This window comes from Aquimarina sp. EL_43 (assembly GCF_943422735.1).
Lineage (GTDB): Bacteria > Bacteroidota > Bacteroidia > Flavobacteriales > Flavobacteriaceae > Aquimarina > Aquimarina megaterium.
This window is the reverse complement of sequence record NZ_CALSBR010000001.1, coordinates 141,732-161,619: the sequence shown is the minus strand read 5'-3', so window position 1 is coordinate 161,619 and position 19,888 is coordinate 141,732. Positions and strand designations below refer to the sequence as shown.

General features: G+C 32.5%; 19 protein-coding genes. 11 read left to right on the top strand and 8 right to left on the bottom strand.

Features of this window, described 5'->3' with window-relative positions:
* Positions 1-55: 55 nt before the first annotated feature.
* Together NNL09_RS00765 and NNL09_RS00760 are read left to right on the top strand one after the other, a co-directional pair.
* Entirely contained in the window at positions 56-862 is an 807-nt protein-coding gene (locus NNL09_RS00765) for a hypothetical protein (protein ID WP_196910635.1), read from the top strand.
* 137 nt (positions 863-999) lie between these two features.
* Positions 1,000-1,206, top strand: a complete 207-nt coding sequence (locus NNL09_RS00760; RefSeq protein WP_025666511.1) for a tautomerase family protein — start codon at positions 1,000-1,002, stop codon at positions 1,204-1,206.
* A gap of 264 nt (positions 1,207-1,470) precedes the next feature.
* Here the strand turns inward: NNL09_RS00760 and NNL09_RS00755 are convergent, their stop codons facing one another.
* A complete protein-coding gene (locus NNL09_RS00755; protein ID WP_196910634.1) occupies positions 1,471-2,148 on the bottom strand; it encodes an HAD family hydrolase in 678 nt (225 codons plus the stop codon).
* A 789-nt stretch (positions 2,149-2,937) separates the two neighbouring features.
* Between NNL09_RS00755 and NNL09_RS00750 the strand changes: the two genes are divergently transcribed.
* From NNL09_RS00750 to NNL09_RS00710, 9 genes are all read left to right on the top strand, one after another.
* Entirely contained in the window at positions 2,938-3,417 is a 480-nt protein-coding gene (locus NNL09_RS00750) for a hypothetical protein (RefSeq protein ID WP_196910633.1), read from the top strand.
* A gap of 2 nt (positions 3,418-3,419) precedes the next feature.
* Positions 3,420-4,340 carry a hypothetical protein gene (locus NNL09_RS00745; RefSeq protein ID WP_196910632.1) on the top strand — a complete coding sequence of 307 codons (921 nt, stop codon included), beginning with the start codon at positions 3,420-3,422 and terminating at the stop codon, positions 4,338-4,340.
* 69 nt (positions 4,341-4,409) lie between these two features.
* On the top strand, positions 4,410-6,785 hold the full coding sequence (locus tag NNL09_RS00740) for a TonB-dependent receptor (RefSeq protein ID WP_196910631.1): 2,376 nt from the start codon (positions 4,410-4,412) through the stop codon (positions 6,783-6,785).
* A gap of 16 nt (positions 6,786-6,801) precedes the next feature.
* Complete coding sequence (locus NNL09_RS00735; RefSeq protein WP_196910630.1) at positions 6,802-7,986, top strand: hypothetical protein; 1,185 nt, start codon at positions 6,802-6,804, stop codon at positions 7,984-7,986.
* A gap of 7 nt (positions 7,987-7,993) precedes the next feature.
* Positions 7,994-8,695 (top strand): ABC transporter ATP-binding protein, encoded by a 702-nt coding sequence (locus NNL09_RS00730; protein WP_025666517.1) that lies wholly within the window; start codon positions 7,994-7,996, stop codon positions 8,693-8,695.
* A 4-nt stretch (positions 8,696-8,699) separates the two neighbouring features.
* Positions 8,700-10,133, top strand: coding sequence for a DUF3526 domain-containing protein (locus NNL09_RS00725; RefSeq protein ID WP_196910629.1), 1,434 nt, complete (start codon positions 8,700-8,702; stop codon positions 10,131-10,133).
* Positions 10,130-11,569: a DUF3526 domain-containing protein gene (locus NNL09_RS00720; protein WP_196910628.1), complete on the top strand. Its 1,440-nt coding sequence runs from the start codon at positions 10,130-10,132 to the stop codon at positions 11,567-11,569. Before NNL09_RS00725 ends, NNL09_RS00720 begins: the two co-directional genes overlap by 4 nt.
* Positions 11,566-13,776 carry a DUF5916 domain-containing protein gene (locus NNL09_RS00715; protein WP_196910627.1) on the top strand — a complete coding sequence of 737 codons (2,211 nt, stop codon included), beginning with the start codon at positions 11,566-11,568 and terminating at the stop codon, positions 13,774-13,776. Before NNL09_RS00720 ends, NNL09_RS00715 begins: the two co-directional genes overlap by 4 nt.
* A gap of 2 nt (positions 13,777-13,778) precedes the next feature.
* Complete coding sequence (locus NNL09_RS00710) at positions 13,779-15,143, top strand: MATE family efflux transporter (protein ID WP_196910626.1); 1,365 nt, start codon at positions 13,779-13,781, stop codon at positions 15,141-15,143.
* Between the two features lie 21 nt (positions 15,144-15,164).
* Here the strand turns inward: NNL09_RS00710 and NNL09_RS00705 are convergent, their stop codons facing one another.
* From NNL09_RS00705 to NNL09_RS00675, 7 genes are all read right to left on the bottom strand, one after another.
* Positions 15,165-15,773, bottom strand: a complete 609-nt coding sequence (locus tag NNL09_RS00705) for a class I SAM-dependent methyltransferase (protein WP_196910625.1) — start codon at positions 15,771-15,773, stop codon at positions 15,165-15,167.
* Complete coding sequence (locus tag NNL09_RS00700) at positions 15,766-16,212, bottom strand: Fur family transcriptional regulator (protein ID WP_196910624.1); 447 nt, start codon at positions 16,210-16,212, stop codon at positions 15,766-15,768. Before NNL09_RS00700 ends, NNL09_RS00705 begins: the two co-directional genes overlap by 8 nt.
* 195 nt (positions 16,213-16,407) lie before the next feature.
* Entirely contained in the window at positions 16,408-17,004 is a 597-nt protein-coding gene (locus NNL09_RS00695; RefSeq protein ID WP_196910623.1) for a hypothetical protein, read from the bottom strand.
* A gap of 34 nt (positions 17,005-17,038) precedes the next feature.
* Positions 17,039-17,803 carry a creatininase family protein gene (locus NNL09_RS00690; protein ID WP_196910622.1) on the bottom strand — a complete coding sequence of 255 codons (765 nt, stop codon included), beginning with the start codon at positions 17,801-17,803 and terminating at the stop codon, positions 17,039-17,041.
* A gap of 107 nt (positions 17,804-17,910) precedes the next feature.
* A complete protein-coding gene (locus NNL09_RS00685; RefSeq protein WP_196910621.1) occupies positions 17,911-18,621 on the bottom strand; it encodes a M23 family metallopeptidase in 711 nt (236 codons plus the stop codon).
* 7 nt (positions 18,622-18,628) lie between these two features.
* Entirely contained in the window at positions 18,629-19,342 is a 714-nt protein-coding gene (locus NNL09_RS00680; RefSeq protein ID WP_196910620.1) for a hypothetical protein, read from the bottom strand.
* A 107-nt stretch (positions 19,343-19,449) separates the two neighbouring features.
* The gene (locus NNL09_RS00675) at positions 19,450-19,773 is read right to left on the bottom strand and encodes a hypothetical protein (protein WP_196910619.1); all 324 of its coding nucleotides are present in this window, start codon (positions 19,771-19,773) and stop codon (positions 19,450-19,452) included.
* Positions 19,774-19,888: the final 115 nt, after the last annotated feature.

Here is a 19,888-nt window from a genome sequence, read left to right as displayed (position 1 = left end):
ATATTTTAATTTAACCACATACAAAAATGTAGATCAACTTATAAAGAAAAAGCATATGAACAATAAAGAAAAGGCTAAAGCATATCATACTGCAGTTAGCCAGTACAATGAATCAATAATAGAGAAAATGGTTCATGAAAACTATATCCAACACAATCCAAGGGTTCCGTCGGGAAGAGCAGCTTTTATTTCTATGATACCAAAATTAAAAGAGTATGGTAGTAAAATTGAAAATATTCGCATGCTAGAAGATGATCAGTACATAATTATGCATCACAAATGGATGAATGCTACTCCTTTTGGGTTTAATGAAGCAGTAGCTTTTCATATCATTCGTTTTGATTATAATGGATTAATTGCCGAACACTGGAATGTTATGACAGCAATAACTTCTCCAAACTTATCGGGTAGATCTTTATTTGATGGTGAGACCGAAATAAAAGACCTAAAGAAAACAGAAAGTAATAAATCTATAATCACCGAGCTATTTAATACACTAACACACGAAAATGTAGAAACGATAATAGAGATCATACCTAATTTTTTTCAAACTAATTTCCATCAACATAATATAGGATTTGCCGATGGAATTCAGAATCTTATTCAGGCAATTCAAGATGAATCACTTTTTCCTCGTTATAAAAAACAGCATGCCGTTTTTGGAGAAGGGAACTTTGTTCTATCCATTAGTGAAGGAGCTCTTGCCGGAAAAAATTCTGCAATATATGATCTGTTTAGATTAGAAGAAGAAAAGATCGTAGCACATTGGAGCATTTATCAAGATATTCCAACCCAAAATCTTGCTAATAGCAATACTATGTTTAACTTTAAGATGGTATCATCCCTAAATACGTGTAAGTAAAAATACCAAAAGTTCGACTTTTAATGCCAATCTAAAAACGGGCGGGAAGTGCAAAATAATAAGCAAAGTATAATACGAAAGACAAAATAGAAACTTAATATAAACTGTTTTATTCTAAAAACAAAAATCTAAACAATATGCCATATATATCATTTGAATCAACTAAACTCGAAAAAGAAATTAAGCAGAAACTAATTGAACAATTAACCGAAATATCAGCAGATATTACAGGTGTTCCAAAAAAATTATTTCTAGTTTCAATAAAAGAAATCCCGGATGATGACATGGCCGTTGGAGGGAAGACAGTAAGAGAACTAAAAATAATTAATAAAACCAATAACTAGCAATAGCTTCTATATAAGAATCTTTCTGCAAGGTAGAGACTTACGACTACAAGTTGAATTTTTTTTGAGACTTATACTATATTTTTAAGTGATGAAATTCTAGTTCGACTTCTATAGTAATTTTGTGCACAAAAAGAACTTTATTTATCTGTATCGTGCTATGATATAGGTGAATAGAGTTTTTTTTGAGAAAAATTAAAGTTTATTTGATGTAATATCAAGAAGACAGAATATCACATTCCGAAAAAAATGTGTTAAGGCTGTTTAGATTTGTTTAGAAAATGGTAGGAATTCTATGAGTTCTTTAGGACTTCTTATTATGTAATTAGGAGATAAGGATACCAAGTTTTTTTCATCTCTAAATCCCCATGTTACTGCAATGCTATCAACGCCTGCATTTTTAGCTGTAAGTATATCAACATCTGTATCACCAACAAATACCAATTGGTCTAGAGGGATTTTTAACAATTTCGATAGATCTAAAACCCCACTGGGATCTGGTTTTTTGTATTTCTCAGACTGACCTATAATATGACTGAATTTGATATCTGGGAAAAAATGGCCTGCGCATTTAAGAGTTAAATCATGTAATTTATTAGATAATAGAGCGAGTGTTATTCCGGCAGATTGTAAATCTATTAGTACATCCATTATGCCAGCATATGTTTCAGAATGTTGGGTGTATAAATCTTCATATTGCAAATGGAATTCATGGAGCAAATGCGCTATCAATTCTTCAGTTCTATGCTCAGAAGGGATGGATAAGGTTATAAAATTTTTTGCACCGTTTCCAATAAATTCACGATAGTTTTTCATGGTATGAATCGGAAATTTATTTTTTTCCAAAAGTGCATTCATGATATGGCTATATGTTCCTAATGTATTTAAAAGGGTTCCGTCTAAATCAAAAATAATCCCCTTGTATTGTTTTTTAATTTGCATATTGTGAATGTTGGTTTTTAAGAGTTTTTGTGGATTTAGTGATTTGATAATGAGTTGTTTGTGGTCTAAGTTGGATAGTGTTTTGACCTGTTGTGTGTTTAGAAAAATTATGCAAACCACTAAAAGTTGATTAATTGTAATTAACGCATAACTTTAAAGTAAATTATAATAAAATATTAGAAATTTTAAATTATTATCTGCATATATCGCTAAAACTTTATTTATTATAAATCAATTAATATATTTCAATCCTACAAATAAAATTAACTCTCTCAATGTATTACCCAAAAAGTATAATTTAAAATGATAAAAGAGCTTTGATAACCCAATTTAAGCGTATTAAAATTTGGCGTAATCAAAACGAAGAATATACTAAGATAAGGGAATCATTATTAAAGTATTTACAAGATTTTATCGATCGGGTAATAACATAAAGTTTCGAAAATTTATCGAAAAATGGCACTAAGCCATTAACAATTGAAATTATTTTTTTAACATTTCTTTAAATGCAACATTGTTGCTTCTGAAAAACAGGTTCTCTATATTGCAACACTGTTGCAACAAAGGGCGAGCCGAAAACCTTAAAAAATAGAGTAGGTATAATCTTAATTTATGTAATCATGAAAATTAACAAAGAAGCACTAATCTCTCAGATTCTGGCCGAAAAATCAGCAAATCCAGTTGGAGGTACGCATTGTAGTAACTGTGGACATTGTTCATCTACATTGTAGACATTGTATTGCGGTAGTACGATTTGTCGTACTACCGTTTTAAGGAAACATTTTAACCATGAAAAAATTAGATAAAAAACAACTAGCAAATATTCTTCAGTTTAGAAACGAAGACATTATTTCGAGGTTTAATGATATGTACCAGTTAGAAGTCGAAGAAGTACAGGATATTTTTAATGAAACCCTCAAGTTTCTATTCATAAGTCAGATTCCAGGAGTTTTTATACCAGATGATCTTTTGATTATCGACGAAATGTGGCATAATATGATCCTTTTCACTCCTCAATATCATGAGTTTAGTAAGGAATACTTTAACACAACTTATTTTCATCATGTTCCCGCTTCAAAAAAGGAAAAAGAAGATCGTAAGAAAAATATGATGAAAGACCCAGAAAAAGCTAAAAAAGAGTATTTACAAAAGTTAGAATTTTTACTATCTGTAACCTATGATTATTTAGGCGAAAAAACAGTTGAAAAATGGTTCAGGCAGTATGCAAATCAATATAGTAAAGAACAGCTTAAAGCACTAAGAAAATAGTCATGAGTATTTTTCCAAAAAGAGCTATCCCCGGTAAGACTGTGACTATTCACTGGAACTTTAATGTCTCTGCCTTAAAAAATGTACACGTGTTTCCGTGGGTTAGAATAGGTGTTAAAGATCCTAACGGAAATGTTACTATGCTTTTTGAAGAACATGTTTTGGGATTACCAAACCCTATAAACGAAGTAACACAAGAAGAAGAACGATCACTTAAATATTTAAATAAAAATGTTCCGTTACTGTTATTAGCAGATTATTTGAGTGGAGCTTGTAAGAGAGAACAATTAATACAAATACTCAAGAATATTCAATCCGGAAGACACTATTATTTTACATATACCATCCCTAACAATGCACCTTTAGGGAAATACACACTTATTTCAGAAGTACACAGTTCTGGAGAAATAAGGTATTCTAAAACAGCAGTTGATGATTTCTTTTTTGTTGAAAAAATAACACTGAACAATATTATTGAAGGTGAACAAAAGAAAGCTGTAATTATGAATCATTCACCAGAGAAAACTCCTGTAAAGATTGTTGAATGTTATCAAAATACACAAGAAGAACTAAAAACTAAAGTACGTGTTTTTGAAATCGAACCCCTACAAGAAACAATACTAGAACTTTATTCAGACCAAGAATTTTTATTGTACAATGAAGAAAGAGAAGTGATCTCTCTAACCAATTTATCATCATCTTATCTATTACGAAACCAACAAATACTTGAACTACGTAAAAATAATGGGTTAACCTGTTTGCTAAAAAAGGATAAAGATGAAGCCTATCAATTAACTGCAGAAACAAAACAATTATGGGATAGATCAAATGGGTTACTTCATAAAGATCAAATGTCTGAGAAAGAAAAAGTGATTTTTGAGGAAATGAATTCAGAAGAATTGATTCAGGAAATTACTTTATAACAAATGACATTCTATTCTTAAAAAATCAGAATACATAATTAAATACAATAAATCGTCTACTACTTCTATATGCAATATATCTCATATCTTATAATTGTTTTTTTACTAATCCCAATCATTTCTATAGGTCAGGAAGGGGTAATTTCTGGTACAATAACCAATGAAAAAGGAAACCCTTTATCTACTGCCCATATATATATTCCAGAAATGAATAAAAGTACCGTATCCGATACTTCAGGAGCCTTTAGAATAGAACATTTAAGATCGGGGGATTACCAAATTGTAATATCCCATATAGGATACCAAACACAACAAAAAACGATAACATTACTTAAAAATCAACCCAAAATAAAAGTAACAATTCGCCTTGCTAAACAACTCGATGAATTAGGTGAAGTAACACTATTGAGCACATCAGAAGCAACAAAAATTAAAAATAGTACGACAACAGTATCTGTTATCGAAGCCAGAAAACTTAATAATAGATCTGTTACTACATCTGATCTTTTAGGTACAGTGCCCGGAGTACAAATAAGACAGAGTGGGGGAGTTGGAAATGCCACTGAAGTATCTATTCAAGGGTTAAGCGGCAGGCAAGTAAAACTATTTGTGAATGGAGTTCCTATGGATTTTTTACTTCCAGTAGAAGAATTAGGAATAGGCCCCTCTCTGGCTATGCTTCCTGTTAACCTTATTAAACGAATGGAAGTATATAAAGGTGCGGTTCCTGTAAGTATGGGTGCAGATGCATTAGGAGGCGCTATTAACATAGTTACAAGAAAAGAGAAGTATGATTTTTTTGACACATCTGTAGCATATAGTTCATTTAATACATGGCAGGCAACAGTAAATGCGAGAAAAGTAATGCCCTCTGGTTTAACAGCAGGGTTAACAGGGTATTATACATATTCAGACAATAATTACACACTAAACGATGTAACACTTATTAATGAACAAGGTAATCCAGAATCAATTTCAGCAAAAAAATTTCATGATGCTTTTAGAAGCTATATGATAAAAGGAGATGTAGGGTTGATAGACCAATCCTGGGCAGATTATATAGCACTCAATTTTTCTTATGCAAATTTATATGATGAGATTCAGCATAATTTCGAAATGAGACAACCTTACGGAGAAGCCCTTAACAAAGTATCTGTATATAATAATGCATTACAATATGAAAAAAAAGGCCTTATAAAAAATCTTGATGCTAATCTATACATAGGGTACAATAGAATCATTACCAATTTTAATGATACAACACTTAATATATACAATTGGAGAGGAGAAGTTATTGGGCAGAGAACCTCTGGAGGTGAGATTACACCTTCTCAAAATAAATTAAAACTTACCGGAGATAATATTTCGGGAAGAATTAATCTTCAATATAATGTTAATACTACTTCACGAATTCTCTTTAATGGAGTGACTTCTTTTTTTGAACGATCGGGAGAAGATCCCGTTGCAGCTGCGTTTTACGGAAATGATTACTATAAAAACCCTGTGCATATCAATAAAATTGTTAGTGGGATAGGTCTGGAAAAAGATTTTCTGGATAAAAAAATAGTAAGTCACAGTGCTGTGAAATTCTATCACTATACCGCAAAAGGTTTTGAAATTGAAAATAATGAAATCGATGAGGTAGAACAGCAAAGGACAGAATTTGGAGGAAGTCAATCTTTTTCATGGAGACTTAATCGTAATTTTTTAAGTAAACTATCTTATGAGTATGCCACAAGATTACCAGATAGAATTGAAACTTTAGGAGATTTTAGTATCGCAGTAGCAGCTAATCCGAATTTAAAACCCGAAAGAAGCCATAATATTAATCTTGGTGGGAGTTATAAAGAAAAAACATGGAGTGTAGAAGCTAATGGTTTTTTTAGAGAGATAGAGAATATTATTATACTTCAAGCGGTTCCTCCTCCTGTTTTGAGTACTTATCAAAATTTATTAAAAACAAGAATCATAGGAGTCGAAGGCGAAATTAGTATGCGGCCATTATCATGGTTAAATATTACATTAAATGGCACTTTTCAGGATTTGCGAAACCGATCCAAAAAAGAAGCTTCAGGAGTGTCTAATGATCGCTATTTTGGAGCTCGATTACCAAACAAACCGTATCTATTCGGAAACGGAGAAATTCAAATCACCAAAAATAGTTTAATGAGACCCAATGACCAATTACAAGTATGGTGGTCTACCCGCTATGTAGAAGAATTTTTTAGGTATTGGGAGATTGATGGACGAAAAGAAGATAAACTAGTCGTGCCAACTCAATGGCTTCATAATATAGGAATTGCATACACAGGAAGGCATAAGCAATATACTGTAACTCTCGAAACTCACAACATATTTGATCAACAAGCCTATGATAATTTTGGAGTTCAAAAACCAGGAAGATCATGGCATCTTAAGTTAAAAACCTCACTATTTAAATCATAATACAAAAACTATAGTAATGAACACGAACAAATTAAAAAAAGCAGCACATATACTTTTTACAGGATTCATTTTTGTAACAATAAGTATACTATCAGGATGTAAAAGCGACGATAATTCTATTCCTCCAGAAGAAACGACAGTAAAAATAAACCATGGCCTGGCCATAGTATCGGGTGCAGGAGATGTAAAAACTACATTTTTACAAGGACTTACAGATCTTAATAAACCTTCGATAGACAATGCCAATGGTACAGAGGTAGGACAGTTTTCTTCTATATACTCAGACGGAAAAGCGATGTTTACAGCAGGTTTTGGTGCTCCCGCAACTATGAAAAAATTTGTGTTTGATAAAACTGGCAAAGCTGTTTTGGATCAAGAAATAATAATTCCGGGATCTAATTCTTTTTCTTCTCTCGAGATCCTTAATGAAACTACAGGTTACGCTACAGTTGGAGGAGGGATATCTAAAGTTATTCAATTTAACCCTGCTACGATGAGAATTACAGGAGAAATAAATTTAAAAGATGCTGGCGATGGTCTTTTTTACTCCGATATGATCATAAGAGATACTAATTTATTTATCGCACTTAATGATTTTGGAGGATCAGGTTCTGCTAAGATTGCCGTGGTAGATTTAAATACAAACTCCTTAAGTAAAATTATAACAGATGATCGTACAGCCACACTTTTTAACACACTTACTGCCGAAATTATGACTACCGATGCTCAAGGAAATATTTATGTTCAAGCTTCGGGACTGTTTAGTGGTAAACCTAGTGGTGTTCTTAGAATCAAAGCAGGAGAAACAGAATTTGACGCAGATTATTTTTTCGATCTCAAAGCTGCCACTGGTAATACGTGTTTTGGGTTATATCATTTTAGTGATGGAATGGTATGTACTACCGTTTCCGAAAATGATGATAACTTTTTTGGTACAGATGGAGCTAATCCTGCTTTTAGGTATCGAAAAATTGATCTTTCTAAGGCGCAAGATTTAGGGGATTTAGAAGCCTCTCTACCTAATACATTTGCAGCATCCCGAACATCATTCATGAAACAAGTTTCTGATGATGAGGTTCTTTTTGCCATTGCAGGTACAGAAGAAGATGCCTTGTACAGTTATGAAATTAGTTCGGGTAATGTTTCAAAGAAAATGAAAAGTACCAGTGGTTATATAACAGGGTTAATCACTCTAAAATAATGTGAAAATGCTTGAAGCAATTGATTTAACAAAAAAATATGGGGATTTCACTGCCCTAAAATCTTTAAATCTTACGATAAAAGAAGGAGAAATTTTTTGTCTGTTGGGAGCAAATGGAGCAGGGAAATCGACCACTATTAATCTATTTCTAAATTTTATAGATGCAACTCATGGTAAAGCTATGATCAATAATATGGATGTCACTATGCATGTTAAGGAAACCAAACAATTGCTATCCTATATTCCCGAAAACCTGATGTTATACAAAAATCTGACAGGGCTAGAAAACTTACATTTTTTTTGTGGATTAGGCGGAGGAAATCAAAACAAAAGCGAGCTGGAAGAATTATTAACACAATCTGGCTTGCAGAAAGATTTTATACGTAAAAGAGTAAGTAGTTACTCTAAAGGAATGCGCCAAAAAGTGGGCATTGCACTGGCCCGAGCTCGAGGAGCAAAAGTATTACTTCTAGACGAGCCTACATCTGGATTAGATCCCAAAGCCAGTAATGAATTTTCTGAACTATTATTAAATATGAAAGAAAGAGGAGTAACCACATTAATGGCAACACATGATCTTTTTAGAGCAAAAGACACAGGTACACACATTGGTATAATGAAAGAAGGGGTATTGTTAGAAAAGTTTGAATCCAAAGACGTTAGTTTTCAGGATCTTGAAAAAATGTATTTGAAACACATGCACAATTGATAAGATGAATGCAGTACTACTAATTGCCAAAAAAGAAATACAAATCGCATTGCGGAAAAAGCTAATAGCAGCTCTAGCCATAGTCATTATGGGATTGCTTAGTATTGCCTTATACACAGGTTATGTGGCCTATAATCAACAACGAGCTATTATAGAGCAGGCTAAGCAAGAAAATAGAACAGAATGGTTAGAGCAAGGTGACAAACATCCTCATATAGCCGCTCATTATGGGACTTTTGTATTTAAGCCAAAAACTATATTAAGTTTATTTGATTTTGGATTAGATACCTATACAGGAACTTCTGTATATCTAGAGGCTCATTATCAACATGAATTTATGTTTCGCCCTGCGCAAGATCATAGTAGTATGATTCGGTTTGGAGAACTTAGTGCAGCAATGGTATTTCAAATATTAATTCCTTTACTCATTATATTTTTGGCATTTACTGCATTTACCGAAGAAAGAGAAAATGGAACTCTCAAATTGTTAATAAGTCAGGGAGTATCTTATTCCTCTATAATTAAAGGGAAAATAATAGCATATGTAAGTATTCTCTTTGCTATAGTGATTCCGTTTTTTGTAATCGCTTTTATTTTATCTACCGTAATAACAGATTCTGGCAGTATTCCCGATGTTGGATTACGAGTGTTGTTTCTATTAATAGTATATGCCATATACTTATCGATTTTTGTTGCTTTTTCGGTATGGGTATCTATGCAATCATCAACAGGAAGAAATGCGTTACTTACTCTGTTAACCTGTTGGATTCTTTTTACCATTATTATCCCAAAAACAACGGCTAATTTTGGAGAAAGCTTCTATCCTTTACCTTCTATGAAAATTTATAGAGAAGCTATTCAAAAAGATATTAGAAATGGTTTAGATGGAAAAAATCCAAAAATCGCCCGAGAGCAGCAATTAAAAAAAGAATATTTACAACACTATAAAGTAGATTCAATTCATAAACTACCTTTAAATTTTGAAGGAATACGAATGCAAGCCGGAGAAGATTATGGAAATAAAGTATATGATGTACATTGGGAAAGGTTAATCGATATTTTTAATCATCAGAATCGAATCAGTAGCTTATCCAGTTTTATTACTCCATATTTAGCTGTACGTAATATATCTATGGGGCTTGCTGCTACCGATCTCAATACTTCTATTCATTTTCAAAAAGTAACAGAAAATTACCGTAGAGAATTAGTTCGGAAAATGAATCTTGATATGGCACAAAACTCTAAGTATGGCGAGTTTTATGAATATAAAGCAGATAAAAATTTATGGAAAACGGTTAAAGATTTTCACTATAAAACAATGTCTGCGTACGAGATACTAAGCCAATATTTAATAGAACTATTATCCTTATGTTGTTGGGGGTTGGTTATTTTCTTTCTTCTTAACTATTCATCACATAAAAAGAAACCCGTATTATGAGTAAAGTAACAATAACATTATTGCGTTATGAGTGGATTGCTTTTACCAGAAATACTTTTCAAATAGTAATGCTGGGTTGTACTTTTTTACTTAGTCTTTATTCAATTTATTATGGGCAATCAGAGATAAAAGTACAACGGGATACTATCCAGGATGTAATGGAAATTGAGAAAACCGAGTTCCATCAATATCAGGCAAGTTTTAAAGAAGAATTAGCTTCTGTAACACAAAAAAAGAAACTAGAAATTGCATCAGACCCTGCCTATGCATGGCATAGACATGGTTATCATGCGATTTTACATCCTCATGATTACGCGGCCTTGGCAATTGGACAATGCGATTTACACCCTTATTATTACCGCCTTACAGGAATGAGTTTACACTATCAGCTTTTTGAAAATGAGATAGCAAATCCCGTAAAACTATACGTTGGTAATTTTGATTTATCATTTGTACTAATTTACCTTTTCCCTTTATTGATTATAGCATTTTCCTATGGCTTATATTCTGGCGAAAAAGAGAGTGGAGTACTACCATTACTATATATACAAACTGTAAATATTAGAAGAATTATTATAGTACGACTTGTATTATATTTTTTCCTTATTACAGGGTTAGCACTTCTTATTTCTATAATAGGATTAACCACTTCTGGTAATATGATGAATTCTGAGAATAGCCTGGCAGCTCTTTTTTGGATACTTAGCGTTATCATATACTGTGCATTTTGGTTTGCAGTACTTTTCTTTATTGTAAGTTTTAAAATGAATTCGTCTTTTACAGCGATCACGGCAGCAGGAGTATGGTTGCTTTTTCTTATAATAATCCCTGCAGTGCTTAATGTATGGGTAACTACCAGATACCCATTAGACAGTACATCGCTAGCAGAAATTACTCGTAGAACAAGTCTTGAAAATGAAGAAGATAAAAATGAAGCCAGAGAAGTTATTCATGAATTTTTAGCACATAATCCGAACCTTCAGGGATCTGATAGTCTTATACATAATAACACACTTGCAAAAGCATATGCAGCGCTAACATCCTTAAAAGATATGCATAGTAAAGAAGATGTAGATCAATATAACAATCAGGTATATCAGAGAAATAAATGGATATCAGATTTTCATTGGGTAAATCCTGCGGTAAATATGCAGAGTATATTTATTCATATCGCAAAAACAGACCTTAATACCTTTCATCAGTTTCATACTTCTATAGAATCATTCCATCGCAATATTTCAAACTTCTATTTTCAGAAATTATTTTGGGATAAACCTATACGGCGTGAGGACTATTCGCGATTACCATCCTTCAAAATCAAAACAGATGAAGTAAAATGGAGTACTCTTATTTTATTTGGAATAGCAAAAGTTAGTATGGCAACGATCTTATTTTTCGGAATAGGTTTCATAATCATGAAAAAAAAGAAAATATGAGAAATTTGCTTTGTGTCATAGTAGTTATTATGCAACATATGATCGGTATTGCACAGCATACAAATCAAAATTTTCCACCCCCTAGTGATCCTCCCGAGGTTTTTGCAAAACGCGCAAAGGGTTCCATAAAAATCGATGGCAAATTAAATGAGTCTGACTGGCAGGAAGCTCCTGTTACCAAAGATTTTTTTCGAATGGAACCCCGACAGGGAGGAGTGTATACTTATAAAACTGAAGTACGTGTCTTATTTGATGAGAAACAGTTATACGTAGGAGTGTTTTGTGAAGATTCATTAGGAAAAAAAGGAGTTCGTGTACAAGATTTAAGAAGAGATTTTAGTGATGGTGAGAATGATATTTTTAGTATTCAATTAGATCCTCAAAATCTCAAACAATACTGTGTTTCGTTTCAAACCACTCCGTATGGTAATCAACGAGACTTACAGAATTTTAATGATAACAGTACCGATAATGATTGGAATGCACTATGGTCTGTGCGTACCCATAGAACCGATATAGGGTATTATGCAGAGTTTGCCATACCTTTTACATCTATTCGGTATGACAGTCAGAAAAAAGAAGAAGATGTTGCATGGGGAATTACATTTAGCAGACTGGCAAGAAGAGATTATGAGCGAACCGTTTTTCCTGCTATCCCGCAATCTTTTTCTCCGTATAGGATGACATATGCTGCGCAATTAAAAGGGTTAGAACTTCCCAGTTCTGGAGCAAACCTTAGAATAGAACCTTATTCTTTATATCAATACACTACGACTAATACAGAAGGAGAAAAAAACTCTGATAGTAAACTAAAATTTGGAGGAGATGCAAAATGGGCTATAAGTCCACGATCGGTCTTAGACGTAACTGTTAATACAGATTTTGCACAGGCAGATGTAGATAGAGCAGTTAACAATCTTGACAGGTTTAATATATTTTTTCCAGAGCGAAGGCAATTTTTCTTAGAAAATTCAGGAATTTGGGCTGGTGCCTCTAGTAATTTGGTTCGTCCTTTTTTTAGTAGAAAAATTGGGTTAGAAGGTAAATTTAATGCCGTTCCTGCTCCGATTAATGTCGGAACACGTTTTACCGATAGAAACGATAAAAGAACTCTGGCGGGGCTATATATCCATCAAAGAAATACCGATAATGCGCCCAGTGCCAATTTTGGAATATTTCGGTATCTCCAGAATTACGGAAAAGAAAACAATGTGGGAGTGATGATCAATCATCGCTTAGATGAAAATAGTAAAGTATTAGATATCGAAGAAAACAATAATACAACAGCAACTGTAGATGGTTTAATTCGAATAAAAAATAAATGGACAATTTCTTATCTAATTTCGTCTACATATGATAAACAAACCAATAGGTGGGGAGAAGCAGGAAGTGTTTTTTCTGGATATCGAAGCAATAAGATGTATTGGGGATGGTCTACAAATTTTGTGAGTAAGAATTATAATCCAGGTACAGGTTTTGTCTTTCAGAATGATGTTATAAAACACAATCCTGGGGGGTATTTTATTGTAAGACCTAAAAAACTTCCCTGGATTCGTCGTTGGGATCCAGGTTTTTTTGCAAACTACTATCATGATTTTCAAAATCCTGAAAAGTTTCAACAGGCAAGTCTCTACCTTTTTCCTGTATATGTTTTTTTTAAAGACAACAGTTTTGTAGAATACTCGGTTACGCCATCATGGCAAAATATAAATTTTGATTTCAAACCTCTGGGGTTAGCTATCGAACAAAAAAGATATTTCTATACCCGACAGTTTATTCGATATAATTCTGATCGATCAAGAAAATTGTCGGCTTCTTTTAAATATGAATGGGGAGGTTTCTATAATGGAAACAGAAACACGATTACGGCTGGTATGCGATACGCTCCTTTGCCTCATATTGCTTTAACTGCAGATTATGAATATAATAATCTTAGGAAAATAGGAATACTAAGCGAAAATTTAGAAACCAATTTGTATTCAGCCAGTCTTCGTCTTGCACTCTCCCCCAGAATGCAACTATCCACTTTTTATCAGTATAATTCATTTAATAAACAAGGAAGGTGGAATGCACGATTTAGTTGGGAATATATGCCTTTATCTTTTATTTATCTGGTGTTTAACGATACTCAAATAAAATCATCATTAGATCCTATAGACAGGAATCAACAATTCATTAGTAAAATTACTTTTTTGAAACAGTTTTAGTCGTGAAGAAACAACCAGATATACTAAAAGATAATCTCTGGAAATTGATGCTTAAACTTTCTTTACCAGGAATATTAGGGATGATGGTAATTTCTATTAATTCTCTGGTAGATGCTATCTATGTAAGTTATTTTATTGGTGCAGAAGCATTCGCCGGGATTTCGTTATTATTTCCGCTCACCTTGGTTATTACCAGTGTCACTGTTTTTATTGCAGCTGGATCGTCTTCGGTTTTGAGTAGGGCGATTGGTGCCAATGATATAGAAAAACAACAAAAGGTAATCCCTAATATGATTGCACTTTCTCTTATAAGTTCGATAATATTAATGGTTATAGGTGTGCTTTTTACTCAACAATTAGTAGCTTTTATGGGGGCTACAGGAGCTATGCTGGATTATGGGGTTTCTTATTTTGAAATATCTATTCTGGGAGTATTTTTTACTATCCATGGCCTTTCTGCTAATGGGCTTATTAGATCCGAAGGCAAAATTAGACAGGCAATGACATTTACAATAATGTCTGTTGTAATAAATATTACATTAACCCCTTTATTTATTCATACCTTTTCTATGGATATTGCTGGTGCTGCTTTAAGTAGTATCATATCTATGTTTATATATGCGATTGCAACTTCGCTCTATTTTGTTAAGAAAAAAGCATCGTTTACAACTGGAAAATTTAGTATTAAGATTGAAAAAGACATCATAAAAGATGTAATTAGTGTAGGTACATCTGCTTTTGTTATGCAATTGTCTAATGTTATAAAACAGTTTTTTTTATTTAGAACTTTAGCGTGGTATGGTACTGCTCATGATATTGCTTTTTTTAGTGCTGCATTTAGGTTATTTTCATTTTTGGCAATCCCTGTATTAGGTTTATTACAACCCTTGCAACCTATAATAGGAATCAATTATGGCGCGTCTAATATATCGAGATGTATAGAAGCGATAAAAACATTTAGAATTGGTGGTGTTTTATTTATACTGGTTTTTATGATTCCCGTGTTAATTTTTCCTGAATTCTGTATCCAATTGATGCTTCCGGATATGGTTTTAGACACTCATGAAATCTTTAATCTAAGAAGTATTTTGGCAGTGCTATTTTTATTACCTATTGCCTCGAGTAGTATTATTTTTTTTCAATCGGTAGGAAAAGGAAAACTAGCCAGTATAGTTCCGATAAGTCGACAAATTGTTTTGTTTCTACCTTTAATTTGGGTTTTCCCAAAAATGTTTGGTATTAATGGGATATATTATACGCTTGTTGTAGAAAATATAATCTATGCATTAGTATTATGGATACTATCTTCTATTGAACTTAAAAAATTGTTAAGTTCAACTTCTAAAAGAATGGCGTTTCAGAAATAATAAGTGTAAGGTGTAAATAGCCTACTTTTTCTGAGCTACGATATGAAATACATGCCAATATTTTTCTTTCCCGGATATGGTTTTACCTTGTTTTTCTATTTCTTTACAATGGGTAAGATCAAAACGATTAAACATTGCTTTTATCTGTTTCTCGGTGTGAAAAGTCATTTCGGGATTAGAACTCCAGGCATCATTGGTGCCGAAAAAATGACCACTAAAAATCCCTTTTTTAGATATTGAAGAAGTAATAATATTCCATAATGTATCAAAATGATCGGGGTGACAAAATGGTAAACTAAAAGTGGCATTAATAAGTTGGCAGTTAGGAAGTGTATCTATGTTTTCAAAAGAATTTAAACGAAGCTGAAGCTGTTGTTTGTATGTATCCGGAGTATTTTCCTTAATTCGCAATAAGGCTTCATTTTGTTGGTCTATAGCAAGGACATTCCATTTATCCTGTAGTAAGGCAAAAGTGTCTACACCATTGCCACAACCCAAATCAACAGCTTGCTTGTCTTGTGGATTAATTTGTAGTTTTTGAGAAAGAGCTAGTGCATTACGTAAAGTAGCTGCTGGAGGATGTTTTTTCTGATCAAAATAATGATAATGAGTGTTCCAGGGATTATCCATTAGTTGTTTTTAAACTAGAAAGGCATGCATTACAAACGCCATTAATTGTATAGTTTATTTTTTGCGCCAGAAATTTTTCTAAAACTTTGATTTTTGGAATTTTAATATCTTCCAGGCAATAGGTTTGTGAGCAATTTTCGCAAATAAGATGAACATGTTCATCAGAATGTGTTTCTTCGGGGCATTCATGACTACATAGCGCATACCTGATACCATGACTGTCTTCAGAAGCTTTATGCAGTATCCCGTGCTCTTCAAAAGAGCCTAACGTTCGATATATGGTTACCCGATCATGACTTACCTTCATATGAGAAATAATTTCTTTTGCAGATAATGCGTAATCATAATTTAGAAATATTTTAAGCATTTCTATTCGTGCCGAAGTCTTTTTTAATGAATGTGACTTAAGTAGATCTTCTATATATTTTTGTGTATTCATCAACCGTTAAAATTCCAATAGATTTAAAAAAGATAAAGGGTATAATGCCCTATTATTTTTTTAGTCGTTTTTTGTTTTTATCCCTATCTCAAAGATACTTATTTTATAAAAAAGTAATACACTAAATCTTTGATTATTATTAAGTGTTTCACTATTGTAATTTTGATCAGAATTTAATTTAAACTCAATTTCTTTTTATTCAATTAATAAGAGAAGTTCTTTATTTTCATCATGCCCACCTGTTGCCAAAAAATGAAATGGCGTTGTAATGGGTATTTTTGAAAAGGAATCACTTTGTATGGTATACTCAATTGCTTCAGCCATTAGTTGAAAGGTTTTAAATATTAGCACCCATTTCAAATCATCATAAACATCTATTTCCCATAAATCTTCATTATCTTCTAAAGTATCGTATAATGGGTGTAATAATTTTAAATCGAACCCTCCTGTAGAATCAAATAATTGTCCTTTCTTTTTAATTTCTCCATCATCATATACAAGAGAAGAAAATCCATTCATCCAACAGGTCGAAGGAATAAAAGGAGGAATATCTGAACCAATACATTGAAATAGAAAAGCATTTGCTTTTTCAGATTTGTCTTGTTCTATTAGTGTATGAGCTACCTTAAAAGTAGTAGTTAATTCTTCTTTTATATAATCTCTTATCTTATCCTCTATTGCATTTTCTGGAATTAATTCTTTGACCAGGTGGTAATCCTCACTTTGTTTTAAACTTTCTAGTTTTTGTTTAAACAATTCATTGAAATATGAGCTATTAGAATTTATTTTCATGACATTTTATTAGTTATACAGTAATGTATATCGTTTATTCATATAACTTATTCGTATCGGCATTTGATATTTCTACAAATAAATCTCCTAGTTTTTCGCAAACAGCGTTAAAAAATAGCGCTCCTTTTTCTTTAGTAGAAGCTTTCGGGTTTCCTACTCCTGTATCTTCACTAATCTGAGACCAAGGTCTTTCAGTCCAAACCCACCCTTCATTAAACGCTTTTATTTTGTTCTTTTTTTCTGTTCCTGCACCCCAGTCGTTTTTGGGAAGAACCAATTCTGGAGCTAGATGAAGAATCAAACTTGTTTCCATTTCATCGGCGTGATCTCCGGGGTCATCAAAAAAATCATTTCGATTAACAATTTTTACCCACTCACCAACGCACAAAAACATATCAGGGAATAACAGACCAAGTTCTCTAATTATTGATTTCCAGTTATTCCCTCCGTGGCTGTTCAGAATCATAAACTTATGAACGCCTTGCCGGTTTAATACTTCAATTATGTCTTTTAAAATTGCAAATTGAGTACTTGGGTTTAAGTTCATATCTAAATATATATCCGATTGTCCGGTATTGACTCCAAAAGGGATTGTTGGTAGTATGATTACTTTAGCTCCTTTCTCCCAAGCAATTCTCCCGGCTTCTTCGGCTATTGCAGTTCCTTCAATTACATCTGTTGAATATGGTAAGTGGTAATTATGAGCCTCTGTTGCTCCCCAAGGAAGAACAGCTAATTCAAAATCTACATCTTTTAGATGTTTCCAATTTGTATCTGCCAGTACGTATGGTCTTATCATTTTCTTGCTTTTTTTCAAATTCTATACAACGGTCTCGTATAATTGTTAGTTACAGAATTAAAGTTAATGCTTTTCAGTTAAGCATCACTAGTAATTCGATCAGTGAATTAGTTTTTTCTAATAGATTGACCCCGTACAGGTTCGCCTCTTTCTATTAAGGCATCATTTGCAGAATAGTTTATAAATTGAGCAGGAAGCCCAATTCCGTCGAGATATTCTGGCGTGTTTTGTAAATGATAATGTAAGTGTGGACCGGTAGAATTTCCACTATTTCCGGCTTTACCTACTTCTTGCCCTTTGGTAACCATATCCCCAACAGAAACTAGTATAGTGCCTTTTTTAAAATGTGCCAGCATAGAGTATTCACCATTTAAATGATCTATTATAATATAATTACCAGCAAGATTACTATCATTAATATTATCATTAACGATACCCGATATTCTATTGTCTTCAATATTATTTTCTAAAGCTATTATTTTTCCGTCACCAGGAGCATTTAAACGTTTACCGAAACAATAATGGTTTTCATTTTTACTTCCATCTCCAGAATGACTACTTCCGTCTATCACTATTCCTATATCATAAGCATATCTTTGACCACTACCATGAGTAATAAAATGATGCCCCCCTTCTAAGTGTGTTCTCCCTCCAACATATGTATACCATTCTTCTTCAAAAGGCAATTCTAAATCTGTTTTTGTTTGATAGTTTAGGTAAATGTCTTCATCCAATTTTCCTTCATCACCAATTAGGGCGTCAGTACAAGAAGTTAATATCATAACAAAAATAGAGGCAATTGTGTTTACGTGTTTCATAGCTTCATTAGAATTTGTACTTAATACCTAAGTTTAATTGATATTGAACCTCTCTGAAAGCATTTGAGATTTGTAATCTATCATAATTAAAATCATAACTAAGTTTCATGTCGAGGTGATTAGAAAGTGAATAGTTGTATCCTATATTCCAGAGTACACTTTGATAACGATCTAAAGAATACACATTGGCACTAGAATTTGTAACTCTAAATAATAATACAGGAATTGTTAGCTTAGAAAATAGAGAGTGTTTTTCATTAATTTGATAAGAGAATCGACTGGCTATTCCAAGTTTTTGATCTAATATATATTGATAATTATTAGGTATAGGATACAATGACAAATCACTATTAGACTGTAAACCCAAATGAATCCCAAATTTATTTTTGGTATAAATTGGTTTTAAAGACGAAAAACTTAATCCTATTTTGGTGTACTCTAAATTTAGGGCAGGAATTAGATCTGTTTTTAATTCGGATTGTAAATAATCTAATTGTACCTCAACTATTTTTTTCTTTTTGGTTAAACGCTGGTAATTTAGTTTGTAAATAGGACCATTATAATCATAACGGGACACCGGGGCGATTTCGAGGTTTTTTAATGCACCAAAATTATAGCCTATTGAGAATTCAAGTTTATTTTTTTCGGGAGAAGTTTGAGAATACGAATTTGAGAAAAATAGGATGCAAATTATACCTGGTAAACATTGATTTATTTTCATATAAAGTTAAGATTAGAAAATAGTTCTAAATATGATAAACTTTAATGAAAGACTGTTTGTGTGTTATGAAGTTGCAGTAATCACTTCCTACTAAAGGTTTTAATGTTTTATGATGTTAGGCTACAGTTTTTTATTTCTATTGGTACAATATTACGAAATGGTTCTTGATCGACTTTAAATTCTAATCTATCAAAAGCAATTGCAGATTTGCCATTTTTCAAAAACAGATTTTGGAAGTTTTGCAATGTCATTTGATCTATTGCATTATATACAGCAGAGAGACAAAGAACTGTTTGATGATTTACTAATTTTTCACTTCTGGTTTTAGTATTGAAAAAACTGAAAATGTCATTAGAAAATTGTTTGACTTCAGCACTTCGTGTTTGCGAATTGAAAGGAGATTGTAATGCTCTTAATACCAGATTATCCACGTATACAACTTTTTAAGTTGTACCTAAATTAGTATGGTGATTAAGAAAAAAGAGTCACAATTTATGCCTTTGTGGTTTATTTTAATATTGTAAAAATATATCTATATTAAATGAA

Coding starts and splice junctions, on each gene's coding strand:
- NNL09_RS00695 (WP_196910623.1), bottom strand. CDS start 17,004: ATGAAAATAAATTCTAATAGCTCATATTTCAATGAATTGTTTAAACAA.
- NNL09_RS00755 (WP_196910634.1), bottom strand. CDS start 2,148: ATGCAAATTAAAAAACAATACAAGGGGATTATTTTTGATTTAGACGGA.
- NNL09_RS00750 (WP_196910633.1), top strand. CDS start 2,938: ATGAAAAAATTAGATAAAAAACAACTAGCAAATATTCTTCAGTTTAGA.
- NNL09_RS00715 (WP_196910627.1), top strand. CDS start 11,566: ATGAGAAATTTGCTTTGTGTCATAGTAGTTATTATGCAACATATGATC.
- NNL09_RS00765 (WP_196910635.1), top strand. CDS start 56: ATGAACAATAAAGAAAAGGCTAAAGCATATCATACTGCAGTTAGCCAG.
- NNL09_RS00745 (WP_196910632.1), top strand. CDS start 3,420: ATGAGTATTTTTCCAAAAAGAGCTATCCCCGGTAAGACTGTGACTATT.
- NNL09_RS00720 (WP_196910628.1), top strand. CDS start 10,130: ATGAGTAAAGTAACAATAACATTATTGCGTTATGAGTGGATTGCTTTT.
- NNL09_RS00760 (WP_025666511.1), top strand. CDS start 1,000: ATGCCATATATATCATTTGAATCAACTAAACTCGAAAAAGAAATTAAG.
- NNL09_RS00730 (WP_025666517.1), top strand. CDS start 7,994: ATGCTTGAAGCAATTGATTTAACAAAAAAATATGGGGATTTCACTGCC.
- NNL09_RS00705 (WP_196910625.1), bottom strand. CDS start 15,773: ATGGATAATCCCTGGAACACTCATTATCATTATTTTGATCAGAAAAAA.
- NNL09_RS00700 (WP_196910624.1), bottom strand. CDS start 16,212: ATGAATACACAAAAATATATAGAAGATCTACTTAAGTCACATTCATTA.
- NNL09_RS00735 (WP_196910630.1), top strand. CDS start 6,802: ATGAACACGAACAAATTAAAAAAAGCAGCACATATACTTTTTACAGGA.
- NNL09_RS00740 (WP_196910631.1), top strand. CDS start 4,410: ATGCAATATATCTCATATCTTATAATTGTTTTTTTACTAATCCCAATC.
- NNL09_RS00690 (WP_196910622.1), bottom strand. CDS start 17,803: ATGATAAGACCATACGTACTGGCAGATACAAATTGGAAACATCTAAAA.
- NNL09_RS00725 (WP_196910629.1), top strand. CDS start 8,700: ATGAATGCAGTACTACTAATTGCCAAAAAAGAAATACAAATCGCATTG.
- NNL09_RS00685 (WP_196910621.1), bottom strand. CDS start 18,621: ATGAAACACGTAAACACAATTGCCTCTATTTTTGTTATGATATTAACT.
- NNL09_RS00680 (WP_196910620.1), bottom strand. CDS start 19,342: ATGAAAATAAATCAATGTTTACCAGGTATAATTTGCATCCTATTTTTC.